A 19689-nucleotide genomic window follows, 5' to 3' on the forward strand; every position below is an offset into this window, starting at 1 on the left:
GCTTTATACACCTTGCTACCCATTGTATTTGCCTGTGGTTATCTCCTTGTAAAAATGATTGCTCACCTGCTCCTGCTTCACGATCATGTAAATCAGGATCGGGTTCAGTACGAAAATGTCGAAAAAGAAATAGATCCATGACTGATCGAGAAACAGCCAGAGGAACAAGAATATCACCCGCGTATTGAACTGGACGATATTGGTATATTTCATCAATGGCTTGTTCTGCGCACGGAAATCGGTAATGAGTTTAGCAGGCAGGCCATTCTGGTATTTCTGCTTCACCACCGCCAGCAGTTTTTGCAGCTTCGGCGAAAAGAATTCCTGTTCTTTAGTATAATTCAAATACAGCCTCGCCACGATTTTCATACCGAATTGCCGCGTCCAGCTCATTTCATCATATTCCTTCTGCAAATCGCGGCTGTTGTCGAGCTCGCTGCCGTTGGTGCCTTTGATGAAAAACAAATGCACGTTACGGTAGTAATCCGCCATGGCCGACTGGATCATATGCGACACGCCGGCCACCACGCCAGGTACCCAAATCCACGCGCTCCAGCCCTCTTCCATGCTCCGCAAACAGATCGCGATGTGAATGGCGATAAACCAGAAATCACCGGCCACGCCATCGAGAATGCGGCCGAAGCGGCTCTTGTCGTTCGTCATGCGCGCGAGCTGACCGTCGGCACTGTCGAGCGAGTTGGCGAACATGAGCGACAGCATCCCGATCACGTTGATCCACAATTGCTGCGGATAGAACAATATCCCCGCAGCCACACCGAAGAAAATGCTGATGATCGTCACCGGGTTGGGTCGCAGGCCTACCTTCGCGCAAAACAATGCGATTTGATAGCCGATAGGCCGGTAAAACCAGATATCGATCTTTTCCTCGGTATCATTCGATTTCAACGAGTTTTCGAATGCCGAGGTTTTTTCGGGTTCTTCTGCAATTGGGCGGGGTGTAGTCGTTGTCTCCATTAATTGTTATTCAAAAATCTTTGGTAAAGCCGGCCGGCAATGTGCCCGGCAGCCTGGTCACGGCAGGGTGCGAAACTCGGCCAGTCGTTCAGATCGATGATACGGTAGTCGCCGTCCTTTCCTATAATGGCATCGCCCCCGTAAATATCAATCCCCACTACCCCTGCCGCTTCATTGGCCGTGTTCTGCAACCCTTCGGCACTGAACGGGTAATACACCGAATTACCGTTGATCTGCTGATATTCCGCGTATTTGTGGTGGTTGGCGTCGTACGGGTAGAACCAGAAAAAGAAATCCGTGCCCCTGACCCCGTAAAACTTCACCAGATCGCCCACCAAATGCTGGGAAATCACCGCGTCGGGAATTTCGCGCAATGCGTATTCCCGCAAAATTTCCTTGGCTTCCTCGCGCGATGCGGCAAACGACACATCTTCCTTATGGATGGCGTGGAAATCGCCCCTTTTGATCCAGTAACCTTTTCCTTTGATCTGATCAAAAACCTCGTCTCCCTGGTAGTCGGTCGGTACGATGTAGCTATCCGCAACCGGGATATTGGCGTTGTTCAATGCATTGGTCAGGTTGGTACGGAAGCAGTTTTCAATGCCAAATGCGGAGTTCAAAACCTGCGTACCGTTTCTTTCCAGCTCCTGTAACTTGGCCACGACCTGCTTTTGGCGTGCCATGGTGAAAATCTTACTGTAATTCACTGTTTCCATCGCCAGGAACTCATCTTCACAACAGATGGTAATGCGGCATCCCAATTTTTCCAACTCCTTGGCCGTTTGGGAGAAAATCGCATCGTCGTTCCCGATATGGTTGGGCGAAAACTTCTTGTTACGGTGCACGCCCAGAATTTCTAATTCGTTCATCTAATGGTGTCGACCGGCAAAACGCCCCGGTCTGTTAGTAATAAATTGGTGTCAATAAAGTGTGTGTCAATATTTTAGATTAATAGACCACCTCACCGCTCAAAAACAGCTCGGCCGTCTGAATGTCGCTCACATGGTCCACGTCCACGATTTTGGTGAATGGGTATGCCTTCAAATACAAGCCATCCGACACAAGCTGCCGCTGGTAATTCCGCATTCGGCTCACCCCATTTTCCACAGCCGCATTCACGGTTTCGATCGCTTTCCTTCTGAGACAATAAATCCCGCCTGAGACAAACGAGGTATCGGTACTATTATCATCGGTAAATGCGGTAATGCGGTCGTCGTCGTCAACTGCCACGTAGAGAGGACTTTCGTCGTCAATGAATGCCGTTACCGCCATTTGGCCTTCCAAATCCTTACTGTCGGCAAACTCGGTAATGAATGCACTGAACTCTTCTTCGCGAAAAACGGTGTCAGTGGTAGTCAAGCAAACTTCGCTCAGCTCCGGCTCGCTTTTGAACAACTCGTACACACTATGCAGCGAACTCGGTGTGGTCTTCTTGACAATTTGAATAGGCAGATTATCGCTCAGCCCCATCAAATGCATTTCGAGCAGCGGCGACTCCTCGTTGATGATCACGAGAATTTTCTCTGCATTATTCCGCATAAAAATCCCGATTAATCGGTCGATCAGCATTTCGCCGTGCAGGCTCACCATTGGTTTCGGAAGCGTAAAACCTTCCTTCGCTAACCGTGATCCTTCTCCTGCCGCTATGATTGCGTAATTCATGTTAATATCCCTTTTAAAATCAATGCCCTAAAAATCAAGCCTGAACCGCGCCCGGATACCCCATTCCGACACATTCGGATTGTCGAGGTAAGTGAACCGTTTTACCAGGTCTACGCGCAGCAGCTTGAAAATGTTGGCAATACCCACACTACCCTCGATATAAGGCTCGCGTGCCAATGTATAAGTGATAGGCCGGCCCTGATCATCAGTCGCAAAGCGGAACAGCGACGGATTTAATGCCGGGTTGTTCTCGTCCCGCAAGCCGCCCACCAAACCTTTGAAACTCACTACCTCGCGCAGTTTCAACCTTTTCAGCAATGGTATTTTGTTGAATAAGAAGCCGTTCAGGTAATATTGTACGTCGAGGCTCGCATAATGGTCGCTCGCGAATTCCAGGAAGTTCATCAGGTTGTATGAATTCAGCTGATAAGCGTAAGTCTGGTTGGCGCGGTGGATCGTCAGCAGCGGGAACTGGATTTGTTTACCAAAAATATAACCGCCTTCCGCCGTAATATCCGCGAAACCGAACTGTGAAAGATAGAACCGCTTCTGAATGTTCAATGCCACATTGTGATAGTTGTTTTCTCCTTCAAAAACCCCTTTCAAACCCGCATTGTAGCGCAATGTGAAGATCGGGTATTTGTTGATGATCGGCGTGCGGTACAACTTGCCTTGATAATATTGCTCGTGCGGCGCGTAACGGAATTCCACATTCGCTTCCGTGTTGTTCAGCGACATGGCGTTTTCAAGTTCCCCGCCCTCGTTCAGGTGCTCGTAGCGCAGCACGCCCGCGGGAGTCTGCTTCCATTGGGTAAAACCAATTTTATAGGAAAAGCGGCTCTCGAACTCGCGTACGTATTCCAGTTTGTAAATATCGTTGTACAACCACCGGTTATTATCCCCGCGTTTGAACGACAACAGAAAGTTATCCTCCTGCACAAACTGCAACTCCTGCCCCGGGATCTTGGTATCGCGCTGGAAACTCGCCCGGAGGTAATGCAGCGGGAAGTGGTATACCGATTTGTTATTGAATGAATAGGTACCGCTCAAAAAGTACTTCCATTTACGGTCCTTAAAACCATAAGCCGCGTAAGTCTCGAAATACACCCGCTTGCTCATGTCCGTCGTCGTACGGCCACCGAAGCGGAGGCGAAAACCTTCCACGGGGTTGAAGCTGTAAAAGGTATTCACCGGGCCCACTTCTACTGCACCAAACGACTTGTAACCCGAGAGGAACAGCGTCGCAATGTCCATAGTCCGTTTGAATGAAGGGATGGTTTGCAGGGTATCGATATTTTTGTAAATATCCAGCTCCGTACGTTCCAGCGGAATATGCCGTTTGCTGGCCCAGAACGACTCGGTGGTTTTGACCTCTGGATCGTACACGATTTCCTCGCCCGGCCCGCGGTAAATGCTGTCAGGACGAGCCTGGTTAATTGTGTAGTCCTTGAAATTGACCGTGCGTTGGCCATACAATCCACCGTTCTTCTCACCTAATGCAAACTCCATGGCGAGCGTCGATTTGTTCATAAAGTATCGGCCGTCGGTTCCTTTCTCGAATTCCAGGCGCGCTTCGAGGTCGCGCATGAAGTTGAGGTTAATATCCTTGTTAACGGTCAAATAGGCATTCTGCACACCATATTTGCCATCGAGGGTAATGTACAGCTTCCCTTCGAAAAGCATATCCGTCTTGTTCCGCGGCACAAAGCCCAGCTCGATCAGCTGCGGATCGGCGGTTTTAATGGTGTCGCGGATAAAGAATTTATAGAATGTCGGTGCGGAGTTCGCGATCGGGCTCAGCAGCAGGTTGGTGGCGATAGAGATATCGTTGTCGTAAATGTTGATATCTTCATACAAACGATTGAAATAGGCGCTCAAACCGTCGTTATCCACAAACTTCGCGTCGAATTCGGCCCTGCGGTTCGCCAGCACGTATTGTTTCTTGTTGTAGGGGCTTTTGCGGAAGTAAATTTTCGAGAGCTTTTCCTGAATGTAGGCCGGAAGCATATTCTTGCCTCCCATAGCCGTGGAATCCTGGCTTTTGAACAAAAACTGATAATTCCGGAAGATGCGTTTGTCCTTGAAATCGTCGGACAAGTTGCTCAATGCAAGCGAAATCTTTTCATACTGTTCGTATTCCAGAAAATTGTTGCTCGTCGGTTTGTTCTCATCCTTGTGCGCGATTACCTCGCGGATGAGCTGCACCGCCGGATTGTCCTTGTTCCGGTAACGGGCTTTGGTTTTAACGGTCACCTCTTTCAGCATCGAGGCGTCCACAGCCATTTTCACATCGATCACCTGGCTCACACCCGGTTTGATCGGCTTTTCAACGGCCATATAACCTACATAAGTGAATTTGATCGTCGAATGGTCTTCACGCAATGTCATCGCGTAACGGCCATCAGCGTCGGAGGCGGTCCCCATGGTTGTTCCCGGGATCAGGATCGACACGTATGGCAGGGTCTCGCCTGTCTTTGCGTCGGTAACGGTACCTTTTATCGTGGTGGTATTCTGCGCTATGGCTACTCCCGCGCCGATCAGCAAAATGTTGATCGCCACGAGTACTTGTATCCATATCGACTTGCTGATTGCTTTCATGTTGGAACGTTCGTCACGTGTTTTGGCTGCCCTCTGCTTGTTTCAGAATCATGTACGCTGCATGCACACCGGCAGATTTGCCGGCCGCAGCTGATGATCAAGCGGGTACGATAGTTAGAGCCACTTATTCTCCTTATACCAGGTCAATGTCTCTGCGAGGCCTCGGTGCAGATTGTATTGCGGTTGGTAATGCAGGCGACGTCGGGCCGCATCTATGCTACAGATCCAGTTAGGGGCTGTGAGTTCTTTTAGTTTTTCTTGGTTTAAAACCGGTGTTGTTGATGAATTTGCATAAACAAAATCCAGGAACCGGGCGATCATTTCGACGAGCAGCAGCGGCAGGTGCGCGCGGAAAATCTGCTTCCCGCTGATAGCCCTGAACTGATCTGCCAATGCGTAACGGTCGTATGCCTGTCCGTCCGAGATATTGTAAACCGTAATTTCCTTTTCCGTTTCCCTCAATGCGGCCATGGTAGCCGTCACGAGGTCTGTTACATATACGAAACTCAACCTTTGCGGCCCTCTGCCGATGTAGGCATCCAGGCCTTTGCTGAGTGTTTTAAAAAGGACGAACAAGTCCTTTTCGCCGGGGCCATACACTGCTGTCGGGCGGATAATGCTCAGCGGCAGGCCATTCACTTCTTTCAGGTATTGCTCAGCCAAAAGCTTGCTTCTTCCGTAATCCGTCACCGGAACAGGCAAGGTTTCTTCTGTGATCGGCTGGGCCGCATTGTACGCCGCGGGGCCTAATGCCGCGAGGCTGCTCAAAAACACGAACCGCTTCAACGGAATTTCCGCAGACACGGCAGCCTGCGCCAGATTCAGCGAATATTGCGCATTGACCAGGTTGTAGGCGGCAGCGGTTTTGGCTTTGGTCACTCCCGCTGCGTGGATGATGTAGGAATACCCTCCATCTTCCAGCAGCTTCGTCAATTTATCTTTGGAACTGAAATCAGCATTCACATATACAAGGTCCTTCGGATCCGCATTCAGCTTTTTGAGGAAACTCAGGTCGCTGCTTGGCCTTACTGCCGCATGTACTTCCATGCCTGCTTCGAGTGCCGCCGCTACCAGGTGGTAACCTATAAATCCGCTGGCCCCTGTTATGAATAGCTTTTCTTTCATATCGGTTTCTCAAACAATCTGTACCGTTTGTACAGCTTCCCGTTGATCTGCTCGATGGCGTGGTTCATGAGGTAATTCTCTTCCAGCATCCATGAGCATTCGCCGCCCGTCACTTTGGTACCGTAGGTGTTCTTGATAATGCGGCCGTACAAACAGGCTTCGATACCCATTTTGCGGTAGCCATCAATCACCCCGAGCGTGAGTACGCGGATGCGCGTGATGTTTTTCTTGCCAAACAGTAATTTGAAAATCCCGGTCGGCAACAAACGTCCACGCTTGATTTTGATCAGAATCTGGTTGATATCCGGAATACCGAGTATAAATCCTACCAGTTCATCCCCTTTTTCAGCCACCAGGCAAAACTTCGGATCAAGGATCATTTTCAGGTCCTTGGCCAGGTAGTCAAACTCTGCCTCGGTGGTCGGTACAAAACCCAGGTTCTTGTCCCAGGCCTTGTTGTACACTTCCCGGATCTTTACGACTTCGTTTTTGAAATCTTTCAGATTCACCTGCCGGATCGTGATACCGCTTCTTTTGAGCCTTTCCTCCAACGCGTCGATCATCCGCACCGACTTGTCGTTAGAATCCGCCACGTTGATTTCGTAAGCCAGCAGATCGGTTTTCTTTGTCAAACCGGCCTTTTCCAGCAATGGCAGATAATAAGGCGCATTGTAAGGCATCATCGCCATTGGCGGCCGGTCATAACCTTCGATCAGCAGACCGCAGGTTTCATTGGTTGACAAATTAACCGGCCCTACGAGCGTGTCAGCCCCTTTCTGCTTTACCCAGGCGGTGGCCTCCTTCAAGAGGCCGTCCACCACCTTCTGATCATTTATCGTATCGAAAAAACCGAAAAAACCGTCCTTCCGATTCGTAAATGCATTGTGATTGTTATTGTAAATCGCCGCTATCCTTCCGTTCACTTTGTCTCCGTCGTAGGAGAGAAATAGTTTCACCTCCGAATGCTCATGGAACGGGTGCTTTCCCGGTGTGAGCATGTCCCTTTGTGCAATGAACAGTTCCGGTACATAATTCGGATCGTGCTGATACAGATCATGCGGAAAATCAATGAACTTGCCTAATTCCTTCGGAGTGTTTACGGGGGCTATGCGGGTCATAGTCTTTGTCTTTCAATAATTGCGTCAGGGCAAACCTCACGGTAAATGCGGGACATTTTATCCACTGCCTCCTCGATCTGGCCGAATGTATGCGTAGCCATCAGCGAGAAACGGATCAGCGATTGTTCCGGGCGTACCCCTGGCGAAACCACCGGGTTCACGAAAATCCCCTCGTCCTGCAATCTGCGTGTCATGATGAAAGTCTTCTCGTTGTCGCGGATGTACAGCGGCAAGATCGGGCTTTCGGTTGCGCCCAGGTCGAAACCATTTACGAGCAGCAACTCTTTCGCGTATCTTGTATTGGCCCAAAGGCGCTCCATGTGGTGCGGCTCGGTTTCGATTATATCCAGAGCAGCCAACGTGCTTCCCACGGACGCGGGCGTCATGCTCGCGCTGAACATCAGCGAGCGTGCGCGGTGTTTCAGATAATCGATCGTAGCGGCATCACCGGCGATGAACCCCCCCAGGGAAGCCAGCGATTTGCTGAATGTTCCCATAATGAGGTCTGTTGTTTCGGTCAGGCCGAAGTAAGAAGCGGTTCCTGCTCCTTTTTCACCGATTACCCCAAGGCTATGCGCGTCGTCGACGAGCACGGTGGCATCGAATTCCTGTGCGATCGCATTCAGTTCAGGGAGTTTGACAATATCCCCCTCCATACTGAAAATACCGTCCGTCGCAATCAGTTTTACAGCTTCTTCGGGCAGGAGAGCCAGCTTTTTACGCAGGTCCTCCATGTCGTTGTGCTTATATTTGATCACTTTCGAGAACGACAGGCGGCTTCCGTCGATAATGGACGCGTGGTCGCTTTCGTCGAGGATCAGGTAATCGTTACGGCCGGTGAGGCATGACAATGCACCCAAATTGGCCTGGTAACCGGTGCTGAACAACACGGCACCTTCTTTTCCTACATATTTGGCCAGGCGGCGTTCCAGTTCCTCGTGGATATCGAGGGTACCGTTGAGAAAGCGCGAACCCGCGCAACCTGTCCCGTACTTCTGAGCCGCTTTCTGCGAGGCTTCGATGATGTAGGGATGGGAGGTCAGACCCAGATAGGAGTTGGACCCGAACATCAGGACCGGCTTCCCGTTAATAATAACCTCTGTGTCCTGTCCGGACTCAATCGGTCTGAAAAAAGGATATACACCTTTGGCTCTTGCAATCGCCGGGTCTTTGAATTCGGCGATGCGATTATTTAAGATTTTACCCATAGATAAATTGTGTCAGAATCAACAGCTTGTTTTAGTGGGGTGCCTACCGGCATCAGGCTGCGGCCTGATAGAGACATCAGGCAAGTCAGTTGGTATTGTAGCTTTTATTTCCCATGTTACGTACAGTTAGATCGTGAGTCTGGTTATTGATTTTTTCGCTTGTTGACCCGTCATCTATTGCCTTTGAATAACTAATTTCTACCGTTGAGAAACTCGTATTTTGATTCGGCAATAATTCAGGTTAAGAGGTAAACCCCATACCGGGCCGACTAGTTCATTAAAATACCCGTTCATTTTGTATTTTTCGGGTAAAAAGAAAAAAAATGTTTTGTCCCGTTTCCGTGCCCGGACCTGTAACCACCAAGCTCTGACCGACTTTGCGTTTGCAGGAAGGATTTAAAGTTACCGGACAAAACATTAATTTTTTCATGTTACCAGACTCAGTTTCCTTAAATTTCTTCCACCACAACGCTTTCCTGCACCCTGCCCGACTTCGCACGCCACGTATTCCACTTTTCCCCGAGCCTGTCCACCAGGTAATACGCCATCGGCACGAGATAGATGGTGAGCAGCATCGAACTCGTCAGACCACCGATCAATACCCAGGCCAGCGAGTTCTTCCATTCGGCCCCGGCGCCCGTCGCCGTGGCTATCGGCACCATCCCGATCACCATCGCGATGGTCGTCATCAGGATCGGACGGAGACGTTCTTCCCCGGCAATCAAAATGGCTTTCCGGAACGGTATGCCTTCTGCCTTTTGCTGATTGGCGAAGTCGACGATCAGGATCGCATTCTTCACCACGAGGCCGATCAGCATCAGCATTCCGAGCATGGCGAAAATCCCGATGTTCGAAGACGACAACGCAAGCGCCAGCAATGCACCGATCACCGCAACCGGGATCGAAAACAGCACCACGAACGGGTACACAAAGCTGTCGTAGAGCAACACCATGATGAAATACACCAGCATTAACCCCGCCAGCATGGCCAGCCCCAATGAGCCGAACCCTTCGCTCTGGTTCTTCGCATCGCCGCCCCAGGTAAGTATAATGTCGTCCGGAAGCGGATTTTCCTTTAAACCGGCCTGAATATTACTCACCAAAGTTCCCGATCCAATCCCTAATGTATTGGCGGTGACTGTAACGGATGAGCGACGGTTTTTGCGCTCTACAATACTCGGGCCGGTACTCAGGGTTACATCCGCAAACTGTGCAAGCTGTACGGATTGCTTAGCCACCGGACTGTAAAATGTAATCGCCTTCACATCTTCCGGATTTTTACGGTCAAATGCGTCCAGCATAATGCGAATGTCGTAGTCCTCGCCCCCATCGCGGAACTTGGAATCGTCATTCCCGGCAAATGCATTTTGCATGGTAGCACCGACGGTTTGAATGTCCAATCCCAGTTTCGCCATTTTTTCACGGTCGATATCCACGCGCACCTCTGGGTTACCCGCTTCTACGGAGACGTTCACGTCGTTCGCACCCGGTGTTTTCCGGAGGCGGTTCGCCAGGTCATTAGCTGCGGCCAGAATTTTATCGAGGTCGTCGCCGCTGAGGAACACTTCAATAGGCGCGGTACCCGAGTTCACCATTCCGATGGCAGCCGAATTGAATTCCACTCCTGCGAATTTTTGCTCCAATTCCTTCCGCACGGCCAGCATATAGTCCTCCGTCGGCTGTGCATTCCTGCGCTCGGCCACGGGAACCAGTTCTACGGTTAACTCCGTGCGGTTGGTTTCGCCTCGCCCCGAGCTGTTCAGGCCCGTGCTTGCACCACCTACGTTCGCGAAAATCGTTTTCACTTCCGGCTTCTTGCGCAGGTAATCTTCAATGCTTCGTGCGGTGAGGTTATTCTGTTGCAAAGAAGCGCTTTTGTCGAGCTTCATTGTAAGCAGGAACTTACCCTGGTCTCCTTCGGCCACGAACTCCGAGCCGATAATGCCCAGGCTCATCACCCAGCCTGTCATGACCACGATCGCCACCAATATCCCCGAAAAAGCCAGTTTGTGGCTCAGCACCCATTCCAGGGAGCCGTGATACCATTTTGTCAATGCTGTCAAACCTTTTTCAAACCAGATCAGGAATGCCTGCGCTGGGTTTTTAGGGTTAAGACGTTCGACTTTCGCCATTTTGGACGTCATCCACGGAGTTAATGTAAAACTCACCAGCAAACTGACCATCGTGGCAAATGCTACCGTCAACGAAAACTGCCTCAAAAGGTCCGCAATCACCGAATTCACCATCGTAATCGGCACGAACACAACCACGATCACGAGCGTAATGGCCAATGCCGCAAAACCGATTTCCGTCACCCCTTCCACGGTTGCGTCCCAGCGGTTTTTACCCATTTCCAAATGCCGCTGGATGTTTTCCAGGATCACAATGGAGTCGTCGACCAGGATACCAATCACGAGCGAGAGGGCAAGAAGCGTCATCAGGTTGAGCGAATAGCCCATCACATACATAAAAAGGAATGCAGCAATAAGTGACGCCGGTACCGAAACCATGACAATGAATGCATTCCGGAAACTGTGCAGAAAGAGCAGCATAACCACCGCAACGAGGATCACCGCAATCACCAAATCGTGCGTTACCGCTTCCACAGATTCCAGTGTAAATACCGAACTGTCGTACGCGATCGCGAATTTGATGTGATCCTTTGCATTAGCCTTCTCAATGGAAGCCAGCTTCGCCTGCACCGACTTGCTGATCTCGACCGCATTCGCATCGGATTGCTTTTTGATAAACAAACCAATACCATTCACGCCATTATACCGGCTGATGCTCTCCGCATCAGTAAGGCCGTCGGTAATATCAGCCACATCGCCCACGCGAATGGGACTATTGCTCACCGGTGAGGTAATGACGAGGTTACGAATGTCGTCCAGCGAAGCAAACTTGCCGGCCAGTCGGAGCGTCATATTCTCCGACGTGCTTTTCACTTTCCCGGTCGGGAAGTCGAGATTAGCCTGGTTAATGGCCTGCGTCACCTGCAAAAGAGACAGCCCGTAAAAGCGCAGCTTATCATTATTCACATTAATGCGGATTTCACGCTGGTCCCCACCGGTCATAGTGATCTCGGCCACGCCTTCGATCTGCTGTAACATGGGCAGGTATTTGTCCTCTACCTGTTGATAAAAGACTTCATTAGGCAGGCTGGAAGTCGCCAGAAGCTGCATAATGGGCTGGTCGCTCGGCGAGATTTTGGACAATGAGGGCGTTTCCGCGTCGTCGGGCAGATCGCTGAGCATGTTGTTCACATCGCGCTGGGCATCTTCTAATGCCTTGTCGATGTCGGTACCGGCCTTAAACTGCACGATTACCAGCGACGCGCTTTCCATGGATTTGGAAGTCACGTCTTCAATATTATCCAGGCCGGACACCGCATCCTCAATCTTCTTGCTGACCTCGGCCTCTACCTCCGTCGGCGCCGCGCCTGGATATAATGTAGTAATGGTAATAGTAGGAACAGAAAATTCGGGCAGCAGCACATAGCTGAGCTGGGTATAGGAAGCCAGCCCGCCGATGAACAGGATCGCAAACAACACGATGATCATCGAAGGGCGCTTCAATATGGTTTCAATGAATTTCATGGGCTTGTTGATGAAGTGTTGTTATTGTGCTATCACCGATGTTCCGTTTTGCAGGTTGATCTGCCCGCTGGTCACGACGCGGTCACCGGCTTTCAGACCTTTGGTGATCTCATAATATTCGTTTGTCGTCGCGCCTACGCTCACGTCGCGTAATGTGGCCTTTCCATTTTCCACCACATACAATTGTGGCTGCTTTGCCGAGCCCATAATAGCCTGCCTCGGCACCGCCAACGCTTCGCCTTTCACTTTCGAACTGCTCGCAATGGACCCGTACATGCCGGCTTTCAATGGGTTAGTGGCTGAATTCTGCACGGTAATTTCGACCGGATAATTATGCGCCTCGTCCCCCTGGGCTGCTACCATCGTTACGCGCCCATTGAAGTTTACGTGCGGGTATACATCCGTACGTACAGGAATATCTTTACCGGTTCTGAACTCATTTACCGATTTTTCGGGGATATTCACCACCAGTTTCAGTGAAGAAATATCGGTAATCTCCGCAATCGGTGTTCCCTGGCTTACAACTGAGCCTTTTTCAACCATTTTAGCGGTAATAATCCCGCCAAATGGTGCAATAATGCTGGTATTTTTAATCTGCTTGTTCAATTGCTTAATCTGCGCCTGCGTGCTGCGGATGCTCAGCTGCGTGCGCTCGACATTTACCGCCGGCGTCGCGTCCCCCTTTACCAATGCTTCATAGCGTTTCAAATCGTTCTGATAACCTTCCAGTGTCACCTGCAATGCCTCCACCTGGTAATGCAGCTGCTCGTCGTCGATCTTCGCGATCAACTGCCCGGCTGCCACATGCTGACCTACCTCTACATTCAGTTTTACAATTTCTCCGCTGGTCTGCGGACGGATTTCCGCCTTCCGGTTCGGGTTAAACGACCCCAGGAACCCCGATTCCTGCGACAAATCGCGCAGTTCCGCAACTGCCACCTTCACCCCCACCTTCGGATCAGGATCGGGGACATATACTTTCTGCTCCGTTTTTTCCTTGTTGCTCAGCAACTTCGCCGCCGTAAGCCCCAGCACGGCAATAATTCCCAGGAAGATGAATAGACGTTTCATAATGGTTATGGTGTTGAAAAGTGTTGTCAGATGTGGTCAAGTGTTGTCACGTATTGTCAGGTGTTGTCAAGTATGTCAGTATTGTCACATTAGAAAGAAAACTACAATTGACTATACCTGACTATAAATGACCACACCTGACTTCCTGACCTACTTAGTTCCAGTTTGTCGATGAAGAATTTTTAGCTGTTGATGAAGTGCTAGTCTGTTGATGAATACGGCAAGATTGATGAAGTATAATGTTATTTCTGAACCAGTTGCCCGGTTGCTTTTTTCCATTCCAATTCGGCTTTCAGAAGCTGCACCAACGAAGTCAGGTAATTACTCTGGGCGTCGAGGAGGCTGTTTTCGGCCTGAATCACGTCTGTGAGCGATACCGTACCTTCCTTAAATTGCAACTGGATCTGTTTGTACACCTTCTCCGCCAGCCCTACCTGCTCCTTTTTGGCATTGATATTCTTCTGCTCGACGCCAAACTTGTTCCGGGCGTTGTTCTCTTCCATTTGAATGGCTTCACGTACCTGTTTCAGTTGCACGTCCAGCTTCTCGCGGTCTATCTGGTTTTGGCTACGTTTGGCCTTCCGAGCCATCCCGTCGAACACATTCCAGTTGAGCTGTAAACCCGCCCAGTAACCAGGCACGTCCTGGAAAGTTGAGTTTTCTCCGCCTTGCGCATAGAATGCCATATTGGCTACACCATAAGCATTCACAGTGGGGATCAGGCCGGAACGTATATTCTTGTCCTGCAATTCATTAATATCCTTTTGCTTTTGCAATAAAGCGACATCCGTGCGCCTTGTTTTGTCCCAATCGGCATAAGCCGGCAATGCGACATCACGAACGCTCACAAGTATACGTATTGAATCGTTCTGCGGGATTCCGGTGTAGTATTTCAAAAGGTTAACCAGCTGATTATAATTATCTTTCAACGTCGCCTGCTGCGTTTCTGTCGAAGTTTTGTTGATCAGGATCCTGTCCACGTCCACCCGTTGCCCAAGTTTATTCTGGTATAACAAATCCGAGACCTTGTAAAGCCGGTCGAGCGAAATGAGGTTGCTGTCGAGAAAAGCCATCTGCTGAACAACCGTAACCAGGTTGTAATAGGCGTCCGTCACATTGTAGGCCACATCTTCCTTTGTTTTTGTCGTACCGAGCGATGTCAGCTCGCGGTTCAGATTAGCCGCTTTCAATGCATATTTCACCGATGGATTATACAGTGCCTGAGTCACTTGTGCCGTAGTCGAGAGGTTATACGGCAATCCGAAAGCCAACGTACTGAACTCTCCCTCCGGCCCTCCGAACGCGCTCGCCGGTACCACTTGCCCAGGGATTTTGAAATACCGCTTGTAATCCCCCGACACATTCAGACTCGGCAGCAATGCCGATCGCACCTCGGCGATCTTCGCATTTGTCTTTGCCTCATCGAGGCGCGCAGCCTGCACGCTGAAATCGTTTTTCATGGCCAGATCCAGCAATTGGTTAAGATCGTACTCTTGCGCCTGCGTTCGCTGGAAAAGCATCAGGCATAGCATTCCCGTGACATGGAACAGGTGTTTCATGACTAGTACAAATGTTTATTTTAAATGTTTGTTTAATGAAGTGGCAAAAAAAATGGCTACCCAATCACGAGATAGTTGCACACCATTGCCTTAATGTGCTCCTTTTGTTCTTCTGCGTATTGTTCGAACTCCTCATCGGTCATCACAAAAAGCTCCTTATGGATTTCCTTGCCCATGAAAATGAACTCTACACCGCACTTGATCAGCGGAAGAATATTTTCGAGCTGCATAGGGCGCAATGTCCCGTTGGCCGCCCCTTCCTCCAACTGCTTTTTGAAATAAGTTTCCCGCACTTGCCTGAAAATCGACATGTCCGGAAAGAGCCTCTGCGGTGATTTGTGGATTTCGTTCATGATGAAAATCACCAGGTCGGGCTCCTTTTTCATCATCGCAAAATCGTTGTCGATGATCTCCGAGATTTTAGCTTTTATATCAATGTCCTTGTTCAGGATCGTGAGCATGTTCTGAAAATAGTCTTCCAGCACATCTTTGAATATTTCCAGAAACAGCTTCTCCTTGCTTCTGAAATAGTAGTTGGTCAACGCAATATTCATATCGGCCTCCTTCGCGATGTCCCGCGATGTAGTACCATCAAAACCTTTCTTCAGAAAAACACGTTTTGCCGCCTCTCTTATCTTGTCCTCACTTTTTTCTGTAACGCACTTCACGATGCTGATGTATTAGGTTGTTGTTATGATTGCAGCCGCTTATTGAATCAACGGATCAAAGTTGTGCAATTGAAATCACAATGTCAAACGTTTTAAATATAAACTTTAAACAAACATTTAAAATATTAGTTTGAAACTAGTATTTATTATTTTTATCCTATTCTTCTACCTTTCTCACAAAACTGATCTGACCATTATTCTCCATGTATGCGCTTTCGATCTTTTCAAAGCTTTCCACATGCATATCGTTGCGCAAACTCGCATAAAGATCTGATTCACTGATCAGTGCACGGCGCATATTGTCATGTCTCAGCTTCCCTTTCTCAAAAAGCACGATCTTCTGCCCCTTGATCAGCGCGCCAAAACGGAGGTTCAAGGCACCCAGCCACGCTCCGAGGCGATGCAATACGGCAATAACGGTCGCAGAAGCAATGGTAGGCACAAACTCCGAAGCGCCTACTACCGCCCGGCTCAGGATTGCACCGAGCAGGATCACAATGATATTATCAAAGGGGGATTTCATACCGAAAGAGCGCCTTCCGGCAATGCGAAGGAGAATGAGCGTGATGATAAATATTACCACCGCCCGGGCCGACATCTGGAGAGCGGTCTGGTTTTCGCCCTCGCCGAAAAGTTGGGTAAGGGTTTCCATAGAGAGTCAGTTCGTTTCCTGCCTAACTGCAAAAAACAAACCAGGGGCCGCCCAGGCCGCCCCCTAATCAAGCATGTTCCATTCGGCAACGCGGTTGCCTTGTTTCTCAACGAGCCACACCTTGCTGCCCTTGAAACGTTTAAGGTACTTTTTGCTCTTTTCGATGCCTGCCACACTGAATGCCGTCGCCAGCGCATCCGCCACAGTTCCGTCGGGCGAAATGACTGTCGTACGCACATGGAAAAGCAGGCCTATCCCCGTTTTCGGGTCTACAATATGCGAATACCGCACGCCTTTATATTCCATAAAGCGGTAAGTAGGGCCGGAAGTTGCGAGCGCGACATTCGACAGCTGCATGGCTTTCAATGAATCACTGCCGTTGGAGACATTGATATTCCACCCCTGGGTACCAGGAGGCGGGTTGGTGAGTACGATTTTCCCTCCCGCATCCATCATAGCCGAAGTGATGCCCAATTTTTTGAGTTCTTTAATGGCTTCTTCTGCCGCATAGCCTTTGCCCAGGCCGCCTATATCGAGCCGCATGCCCTTTTGCGTCAGCATAATGCTTCGCGTTTTCTTATCCATCTTCAATTTGGTATAGCCGGTACGCGCCAGGGCATCGCGGATCTCCTCCTCGGGCGGGAATATGCCTTTACGCGTTGCATGTCGCCACATTTGCACGACAGGCCCGAGCGTTGCGTCGAAAACGCCGGCGGTCTTGGCGCTGATATCCTGCGAAACAGCGAGAATGTCAAAAAGATCCTTGCTTACCGGCACCCATTGTCCGCTTCCCGAAGTCGCAGAGAGCCTGTTGATCTCGCTGCCATCGCGGTAATCGCTCATAATTTCATTCAATTCCTCCACCCTTTTGAAGGCGCGATCCGCCGCCACTTGGGCTATCGAGTCACTGGATGTATAGAAAACGAGCTTGAAAGGCGACCCCATTAATCCCTTTTCGAAAGTGTAGCGCTGCACCTGCGCATGCAAAGGCGATAAGGAAATAATCAGGCAGGCAAAAAACAGATACAGGAAAAGCTTTGAAAATAAGGCCATTGGAATAAATAAGGAATAATCGTGCAGTAAAACTACTTCATTTCGCACAATTCGCAGGCAGTGACCCTGCTATTATCCTGACATACCTTCAACGACAAAAGGGGTACGGACATCCCGTCCATACCCCTTCTGCTTCCGGTAATTATATATCAGTATTCGCTATACTCGTCTATCAGATTGCTTTCCTCAGCCTGGTGATGATGTGCATTAATGGCATCTTTGATCATTCCTGCACCTATAAACGGCAGGGAAACAACAGTCGAAATAATCATTGCGAAAAACATAATAGTTGCAAAAAATAACTTCCCGGAATATCCAACCACGCTCGATAAGAAGTTCATGCTATTGCAATTTAACCATAATTTTCATTAATAAAGTTACAAAAAATAACTGTGCCAGTGTAATAAAATATATTTATTTTAGCAGTTAATTTAGTGATTTATAGATATTTAACTACATAAAAAAAGTAATTAGTAGCATCCGTTCTACAAAACATAGAAACATTTTCCACGGCGCGTAATCAATTGTAAAAATCATTTCATATCGACACACCTCCTCCCATTCATGAATAATTTTTTCGCTTCTTTTTTCAGGATTATTTTTGCCGGAATCCTCGGGGTAGCTACGGTGCTTACAACAATGATCATGTCGCCATTCCTGCTGATCCTATGGATCTGGAAACAACTCGGCAGCAAGCCTCCCCGCCAGTAAAGACAGAAGTTTCTATATTGCGGGTAAACAGAACCTGACGACGCACTCCATGAAAAGAAGAAACTTCCTGAGGCTTGGCTCCGCAGCCGGATTGTTTACCATAATGCCCGCTTTCTCCCGACCGGCGCGTACGATCGTCCCCGGCGAGTATGATGAAATGACCATCGCCGAGATGCAGAGACGAATGCAGTCCGGCAAATTGACTTCATTGATCCTGACACGCCATTACCTCGCTGAAATAGCCCGCGTAGATAAAGCAGGCCCTAAACTTGCATCAGTCATCGAAGTGAACCCCGACGCGCCTCAGATAGCGGCTGCTCTGGATAAGGAACGTAAATCAGGAAAGATCCGCGGGCCATTGCATGGTATTCCGGTTCTGCTGAAAGACAACATTGACACCGCCGACCGCATGAAAACTACCGCCGGATCACTGGCATTGCTAGACAACGTAGCTTCGAAGGACGCATTTCTTGTCGCCCGGCTCCGGGAAGCCGGCGCGGTGATCCTCGGCAAAACCAATCTGAGTGAATGGGCTAATTTCCGGTCGACGCGGTCGTCCAGCGGTTGGAGCAGCCGTGGAGGACAAACGCGAAATCCGTATGTACTCGACCGTTCTCCCTGCGGATCGAGCTCTGGCTCGGCGGTAGCGGTAGCCGCCAACCTTTGCGCGGTGGCTGTCGGTACCGAAACGAATGGCTCGATCGCCTGCCCGGCGTCGATGAACGGCGTAGTGGGCATCAAACCGACAGTTGGCCTGGTGAGCAGAAGCGGTGTGATTCCCATCTCCCAAACACAGGACACAGCCGGCCCATTCGGACGAACTGTCGCCGATGCAGCCGCATTGCTCGGTGCTATGGCAGGCCAGGACCCTGCGGATATCACTCAGCACAAACCCCAGCAACCGCTCCCCTCCGATTACAGCGCGTATCTGGATTCCAACGGGTTAAAGGGAAAGCGTATTGGTGTGGAGAAATCGATGCTGAAAATGCACGAGGGGATCGATGAGCTGCTTAGCAGAGCATTAGAACAGCTCAAAGCGGCCGGTGCCGAAATTGTGGAAGTGGAATATATGAAGTTGCAGAAGCTGCCGGGTGCGGAATCGCTCGTGCTGCAATATGAATTTAAAGACGGCATCAACCGGTATTTGTCCACCTCCAACGCGAAAATCAAGTCACTCGAAGGCCTTATCGAATTCAATCAGGCCAATAAAATGAAAACTATGCCGCATTTCGCCCAGGAACTTTTCGAATTATCGCAAGCCAGGGGCGATTTGCATACTAAAGAATACAAAGAAGCGCTGGAAAAGATCAACGGTGTGGCCGGCGCATTGGCAGACCTAATGGATAAGCACAAGCTGGACGCACTATGCGGCCCGTCCACCGGAGCCGCCTGGTGCACCGACCTCGTCAACGGCGACTTCTGGACCGGGTACGGTTCCTATGGCCCCGCCGCATTGTCGGGCTTCCCCTCCATCACCTTGCCGATGGGCATGCTCAGCGGCCTGCCCGTCGGGATTTCGTTTCTTGCAAAAGCTTACCAGGAACCTGAGTTGATCCGCATCGCTTATGCATACGAGCAGGTATCGCGTCACCGCGTTGCGCCCGGGTATGTGCGGAGTGTGGGGTGGTAACGGCTGACTGGAAATAGTCATTAGTTGTCAGACATAGTCAGGTGTAGTCAGCAATTGTTCTTG

At 49.9% G+C, this 19689-nt stretch carries 16 protein-coding genes; 2 read left to right on the plus strand and 14 right to left on the minus strand.

Annotated elements, in window-relative coordinates; genetic code table 11:
* Positions 1–15: 15 nt before the first annotated feature.
* The 14 genes from AC2YIT_RS01510 to AC2YIT_RS01575 all read right to left on the minus strand — a co-directional run bounded on the left by AC2YIT_RS01510 (position 16) and on the right by AC2YIT_RS01575 (position 17626).
* Positions 16–975: a CDP-alcohol phosphatidyltransferase family protein gene (locus tag AC2YIT_RS01510; protein WP_430843138.1), complete on the minus strand. Its 960-nt coding sequence runs from the start codon at positions 973–975 to the stop codon at positions 16–18.
* Complete coding sequence (locus tag AC2YIT_RS01515; RefSeq protein ID WP_430843136.1) at positions 975–1844, minus strand: hypothetical protein; 870 nt, start codon at positions 1842–1844, stop codon at positions 975–977. The genes AC2YIT_RS01510 and AC2YIT_RS01515 overlap by 1 nt, the downstream gene beginning before the upstream one ends.
* Positions 1845–1923: 79 nt before the next feature.
* Positions 1924–2637, minus strand: a complete 714-nt coding sequence (locus tag AC2YIT_RS01520; RefSeq protein ID WP_487278020.1) for a nucleotidyltransferase family protein — start codon at positions 2635–2637, stop codon at positions 1924–1926.
* Between the two features lie 27 nt (positions 2638–2664).
* Positions 2665–5235 carry a DUF5686 and carboxypeptidase-like regulatory domain-containing protein gene (locus AC2YIT_RS01525; protein ID WP_430843132.1) on the minus strand — a complete coding sequence of 857 codons (2571 nt, stop codon included), beginning with the start codon at positions 5233–5235 and terminating at the stop codon, positions 2665–2667.
* A gap of 114 nt (positions 5236–5349) precedes the next feature.
* On the minus strand, positions 5350–6360 hold the full coding sequence (locus AC2YIT_RS01530) for an NAD-dependent epimerase/dehydratase family protein (protein ID WP_430843131.1): 1011 nt from the start codon (positions 6358–6360) through the stop codon (positions 5350–5352).
* Positions 6357–7478, minus strand: a complete 1122-nt coding sequence (locus AC2YIT_RS01535; RefSeq protein WP_430843129.1) for a hypothetical protein — start codon at positions 7476–7478, stop codon at positions 6357–6359. The genes AC2YIT_RS01530 and AC2YIT_RS01535 overlap by 4 nt, the downstream gene beginning before the upstream one ends.
* Positions 7475–8686, minus strand: a complete 1212-nt coding sequence (spt, locus tag AC2YIT_RS01540; protein ID WP_430843127.1) for a serine palmitoyltransferase — start codon at positions 8684–8686, stop codon at positions 7475–7477. The genes AC2YIT_RS01535 and spt overlap by 4 nt, the downstream gene beginning before the upstream one ends.
* 449 nt (positions 8687–9135) lie before the next feature.
* Positions 9136–12282, minus strand: coding sequence for an efflux RND transporter permease subunit (locus AC2YIT_RS01545; RefSeq protein WP_487278021.1), 3147 nt, complete (start codon positions 12280–12282; stop codon positions 9136–9138).
* 21 nt (positions 12283–12303) lie between these two features.
* A complete protein-coding gene (locus tag AC2YIT_RS01550; protein WP_487278022.1) occupies positions 12304–13353 on the minus strand; it encodes an efflux RND transporter periplasmic adaptor subunit in 1050 nt (349 codons plus the stop codon).
* A gap of 242 nt (positions 13354–13595) precedes the next feature.
* On the minus strand, positions 13596–14912 hold the full coding sequence (locus AC2YIT_RS01555; RefSeq protein ID WP_487278023.1) for a TolC family protein: 1317 nt from the start codon (positions 14910–14912) through the stop codon (positions 13596–13598).
* A gap of 56 nt (positions 14913–14968) precedes the next feature.
* Entirely contained in the window at positions 14969–15580 is a 612-nt protein-coding gene (locus tag AC2YIT_RS01560) for a TetR/AcrR family transcriptional regulator (RefSeq protein ID WP_430843120.1), read from the minus strand.
* A gap of 157 nt (positions 15581–15737) precedes the next feature.
* Positions 15738–16232, minus strand: coding sequence for a DUF421 domain-containing protein (locus AC2YIT_RS01565; RefSeq protein WP_487278024.1), 495 nt, complete (start codon positions 16230–16232; stop codon positions 15738–15740).
* Positions 16233–16295: 63 nt separating this feature from the next.
* Entirely contained in the window at positions 16296–17285 is a 990-nt protein-coding gene (locus AC2YIT_RS01570) for an FAD:protein FMN transferase (RefSeq protein ID WP_487278025.1), read from the minus strand.
* A 149-nt stretch (positions 17286–17434) separates the two neighbouring features.
* On the minus strand, positions 17435–17626 hold the full coding sequence (locus tag AC2YIT_RS01575; RefSeq protein ID WP_430843114.1) for a hypothetical protein: 192 nt from the start codon (positions 17624–17626) through the stop codon (positions 17435–17437).
* A 223-nt stretch (positions 17627–17849) separates the two neighbouring features.
* Here AC2YIT_RS01575 and AC2YIT_RS01580 point away from each other — a divergent pair, with 223 nt between their 5' ends.
* Entirely contained in the window at positions 17850–17996 is a 147-nt protein-coding gene (locus tag AC2YIT_RS01580; protein WP_430843112.1) for a hypothetical protein, read from the plus strand.
* Positions 17997–18045: 49 nt separating this feature from the next.
* Positions 18046–19626: an amidase gene (locus tag AC2YIT_RS01585; RefSeq protein ID WP_430843110.1), complete on the plus strand. Its 1581-nt coding sequence runs from the start codon at positions 18046–18048 to the stop codon at positions 19624–19626.
* Positions 19627–19689 lie beyond the last annotated feature (63 nt).

The organism is Dyadobacter sp. SRI_021 (assembly GCF_057586235.1).

What these genes read in the sequence shown, in the direction of transcription:
- AC2YIT_RS01510 (WP_430843138.1), bottom strand. Translation starts at nt 975, where the DNA reads ATGGAGACAACGACTACACCCCGCCCAATTGCAGAAGAACCCGAAAAA.
- AC2YIT_RS01515 (WP_430843136.1), bottom strand. Translation starts at nt 1,844, where the DNA reads ATGAACGAATTAGAAATTCTGGGCGTGCACCGTAACAAGAAGTTTTCG.
- AC2YIT_RS01520 (WP_487278020.1), bottom strand. Translation starts at nt 2,637, where the DNA reads ATGAATTACGCAATCATAGCGGCAGGAGAAGGATCACGGTTAGCGAAG.
- AC2YIT_RS01525 (WP_430843132.1), bottom strand. Translation starts at nt 5,235, where the DNA reads ATGAAAGCAATCAGCAAGTCGATATGGATACAAGTACTCGTGGCGATC.
- AC2YIT_RS01530 (WP_430843131.1), bottom strand. Translation starts at nt 6,360, where the DNA reads ATGAAAGAAAAGCTATTCATAACAGGGGCCAGCGGATTTATAGGTTAC.
- AC2YIT_RS01535 (WP_430843129.1), bottom strand. Translation starts at nt 7,478, where the DNA reads ATGACCCGCATAGCCCCCGTAAACACTCCGAAGGAATTAGGCAAGTTC.
- spt (WP_430843127.1), bottom strand. Translation starts at nt 8,686, where the DNA reads ATGGGTAAAATCTTAAATAATCGCATCGCCGAATTCAAAGACCCGGCG.
- AC2YIT_RS01545 (WP_487278021.1), bottom strand. Translation starts at nt 12,282, where the DNA reads ATGAAATTCATTGAAACCATATTGAAGCGCCCTTCGATGATCATCGTG.
- AC2YIT_RS01550 (WP_487278022.1), bottom strand. Translation starts at nt 13,353, where the DNA reads ATGAAACGTCTATTCATCTTCCTGGGAATTATTGCCGTGCTGGGGCTT.
- AC2YIT_RS01555 (WP_487278023.1), bottom strand. Translation starts at nt 14,912, where the DNA reads ATGAAACACCTGTTCCATGTCACGGGAATGCTATGCCTGATGCTTTTC.
- AC2YIT_RS01565 (WP_487278024.1), bottom strand. Translation starts at nt 16,232, where the DNA reads ATGGAAACCCTTACCCAACTTTTCGGCGAGGGCGAAAACCAGACCGCT.
- AC2YIT_RS01570 (WP_487278025.1), bottom strand. Translation starts at nt 17,285, where the DNA reads ATGGCCTTATTTTCAAAGCTTTTCCTGTATCTGTTTTTTGCCTGCCTG.
- AC2YIT_RS01575 (WP_430843114.1), bottom strand. Translation starts at nt 17,626, where the DNA reads ATGAACTTCTTATCGAGCGTGGTTGGATATTCCGGGAAGTTATTTTTT.
- AC2YIT_RS01580 (WP_430843112.1), top strand. Translation starts at nt 17,850, where the DNA reads ATGAATAATTTTTTCGCTTCTTTTTTCAGGATTATTTTTGCCGGAATC.
- AC2YIT_RS01585 (WP_430843110.1), top strand. Translation starts at nt 18,046, where the DNA reads ATGAAAAGAAGAAACTTCCTGAGGCTTGGCTCCGCAGCCGGATTGTTT.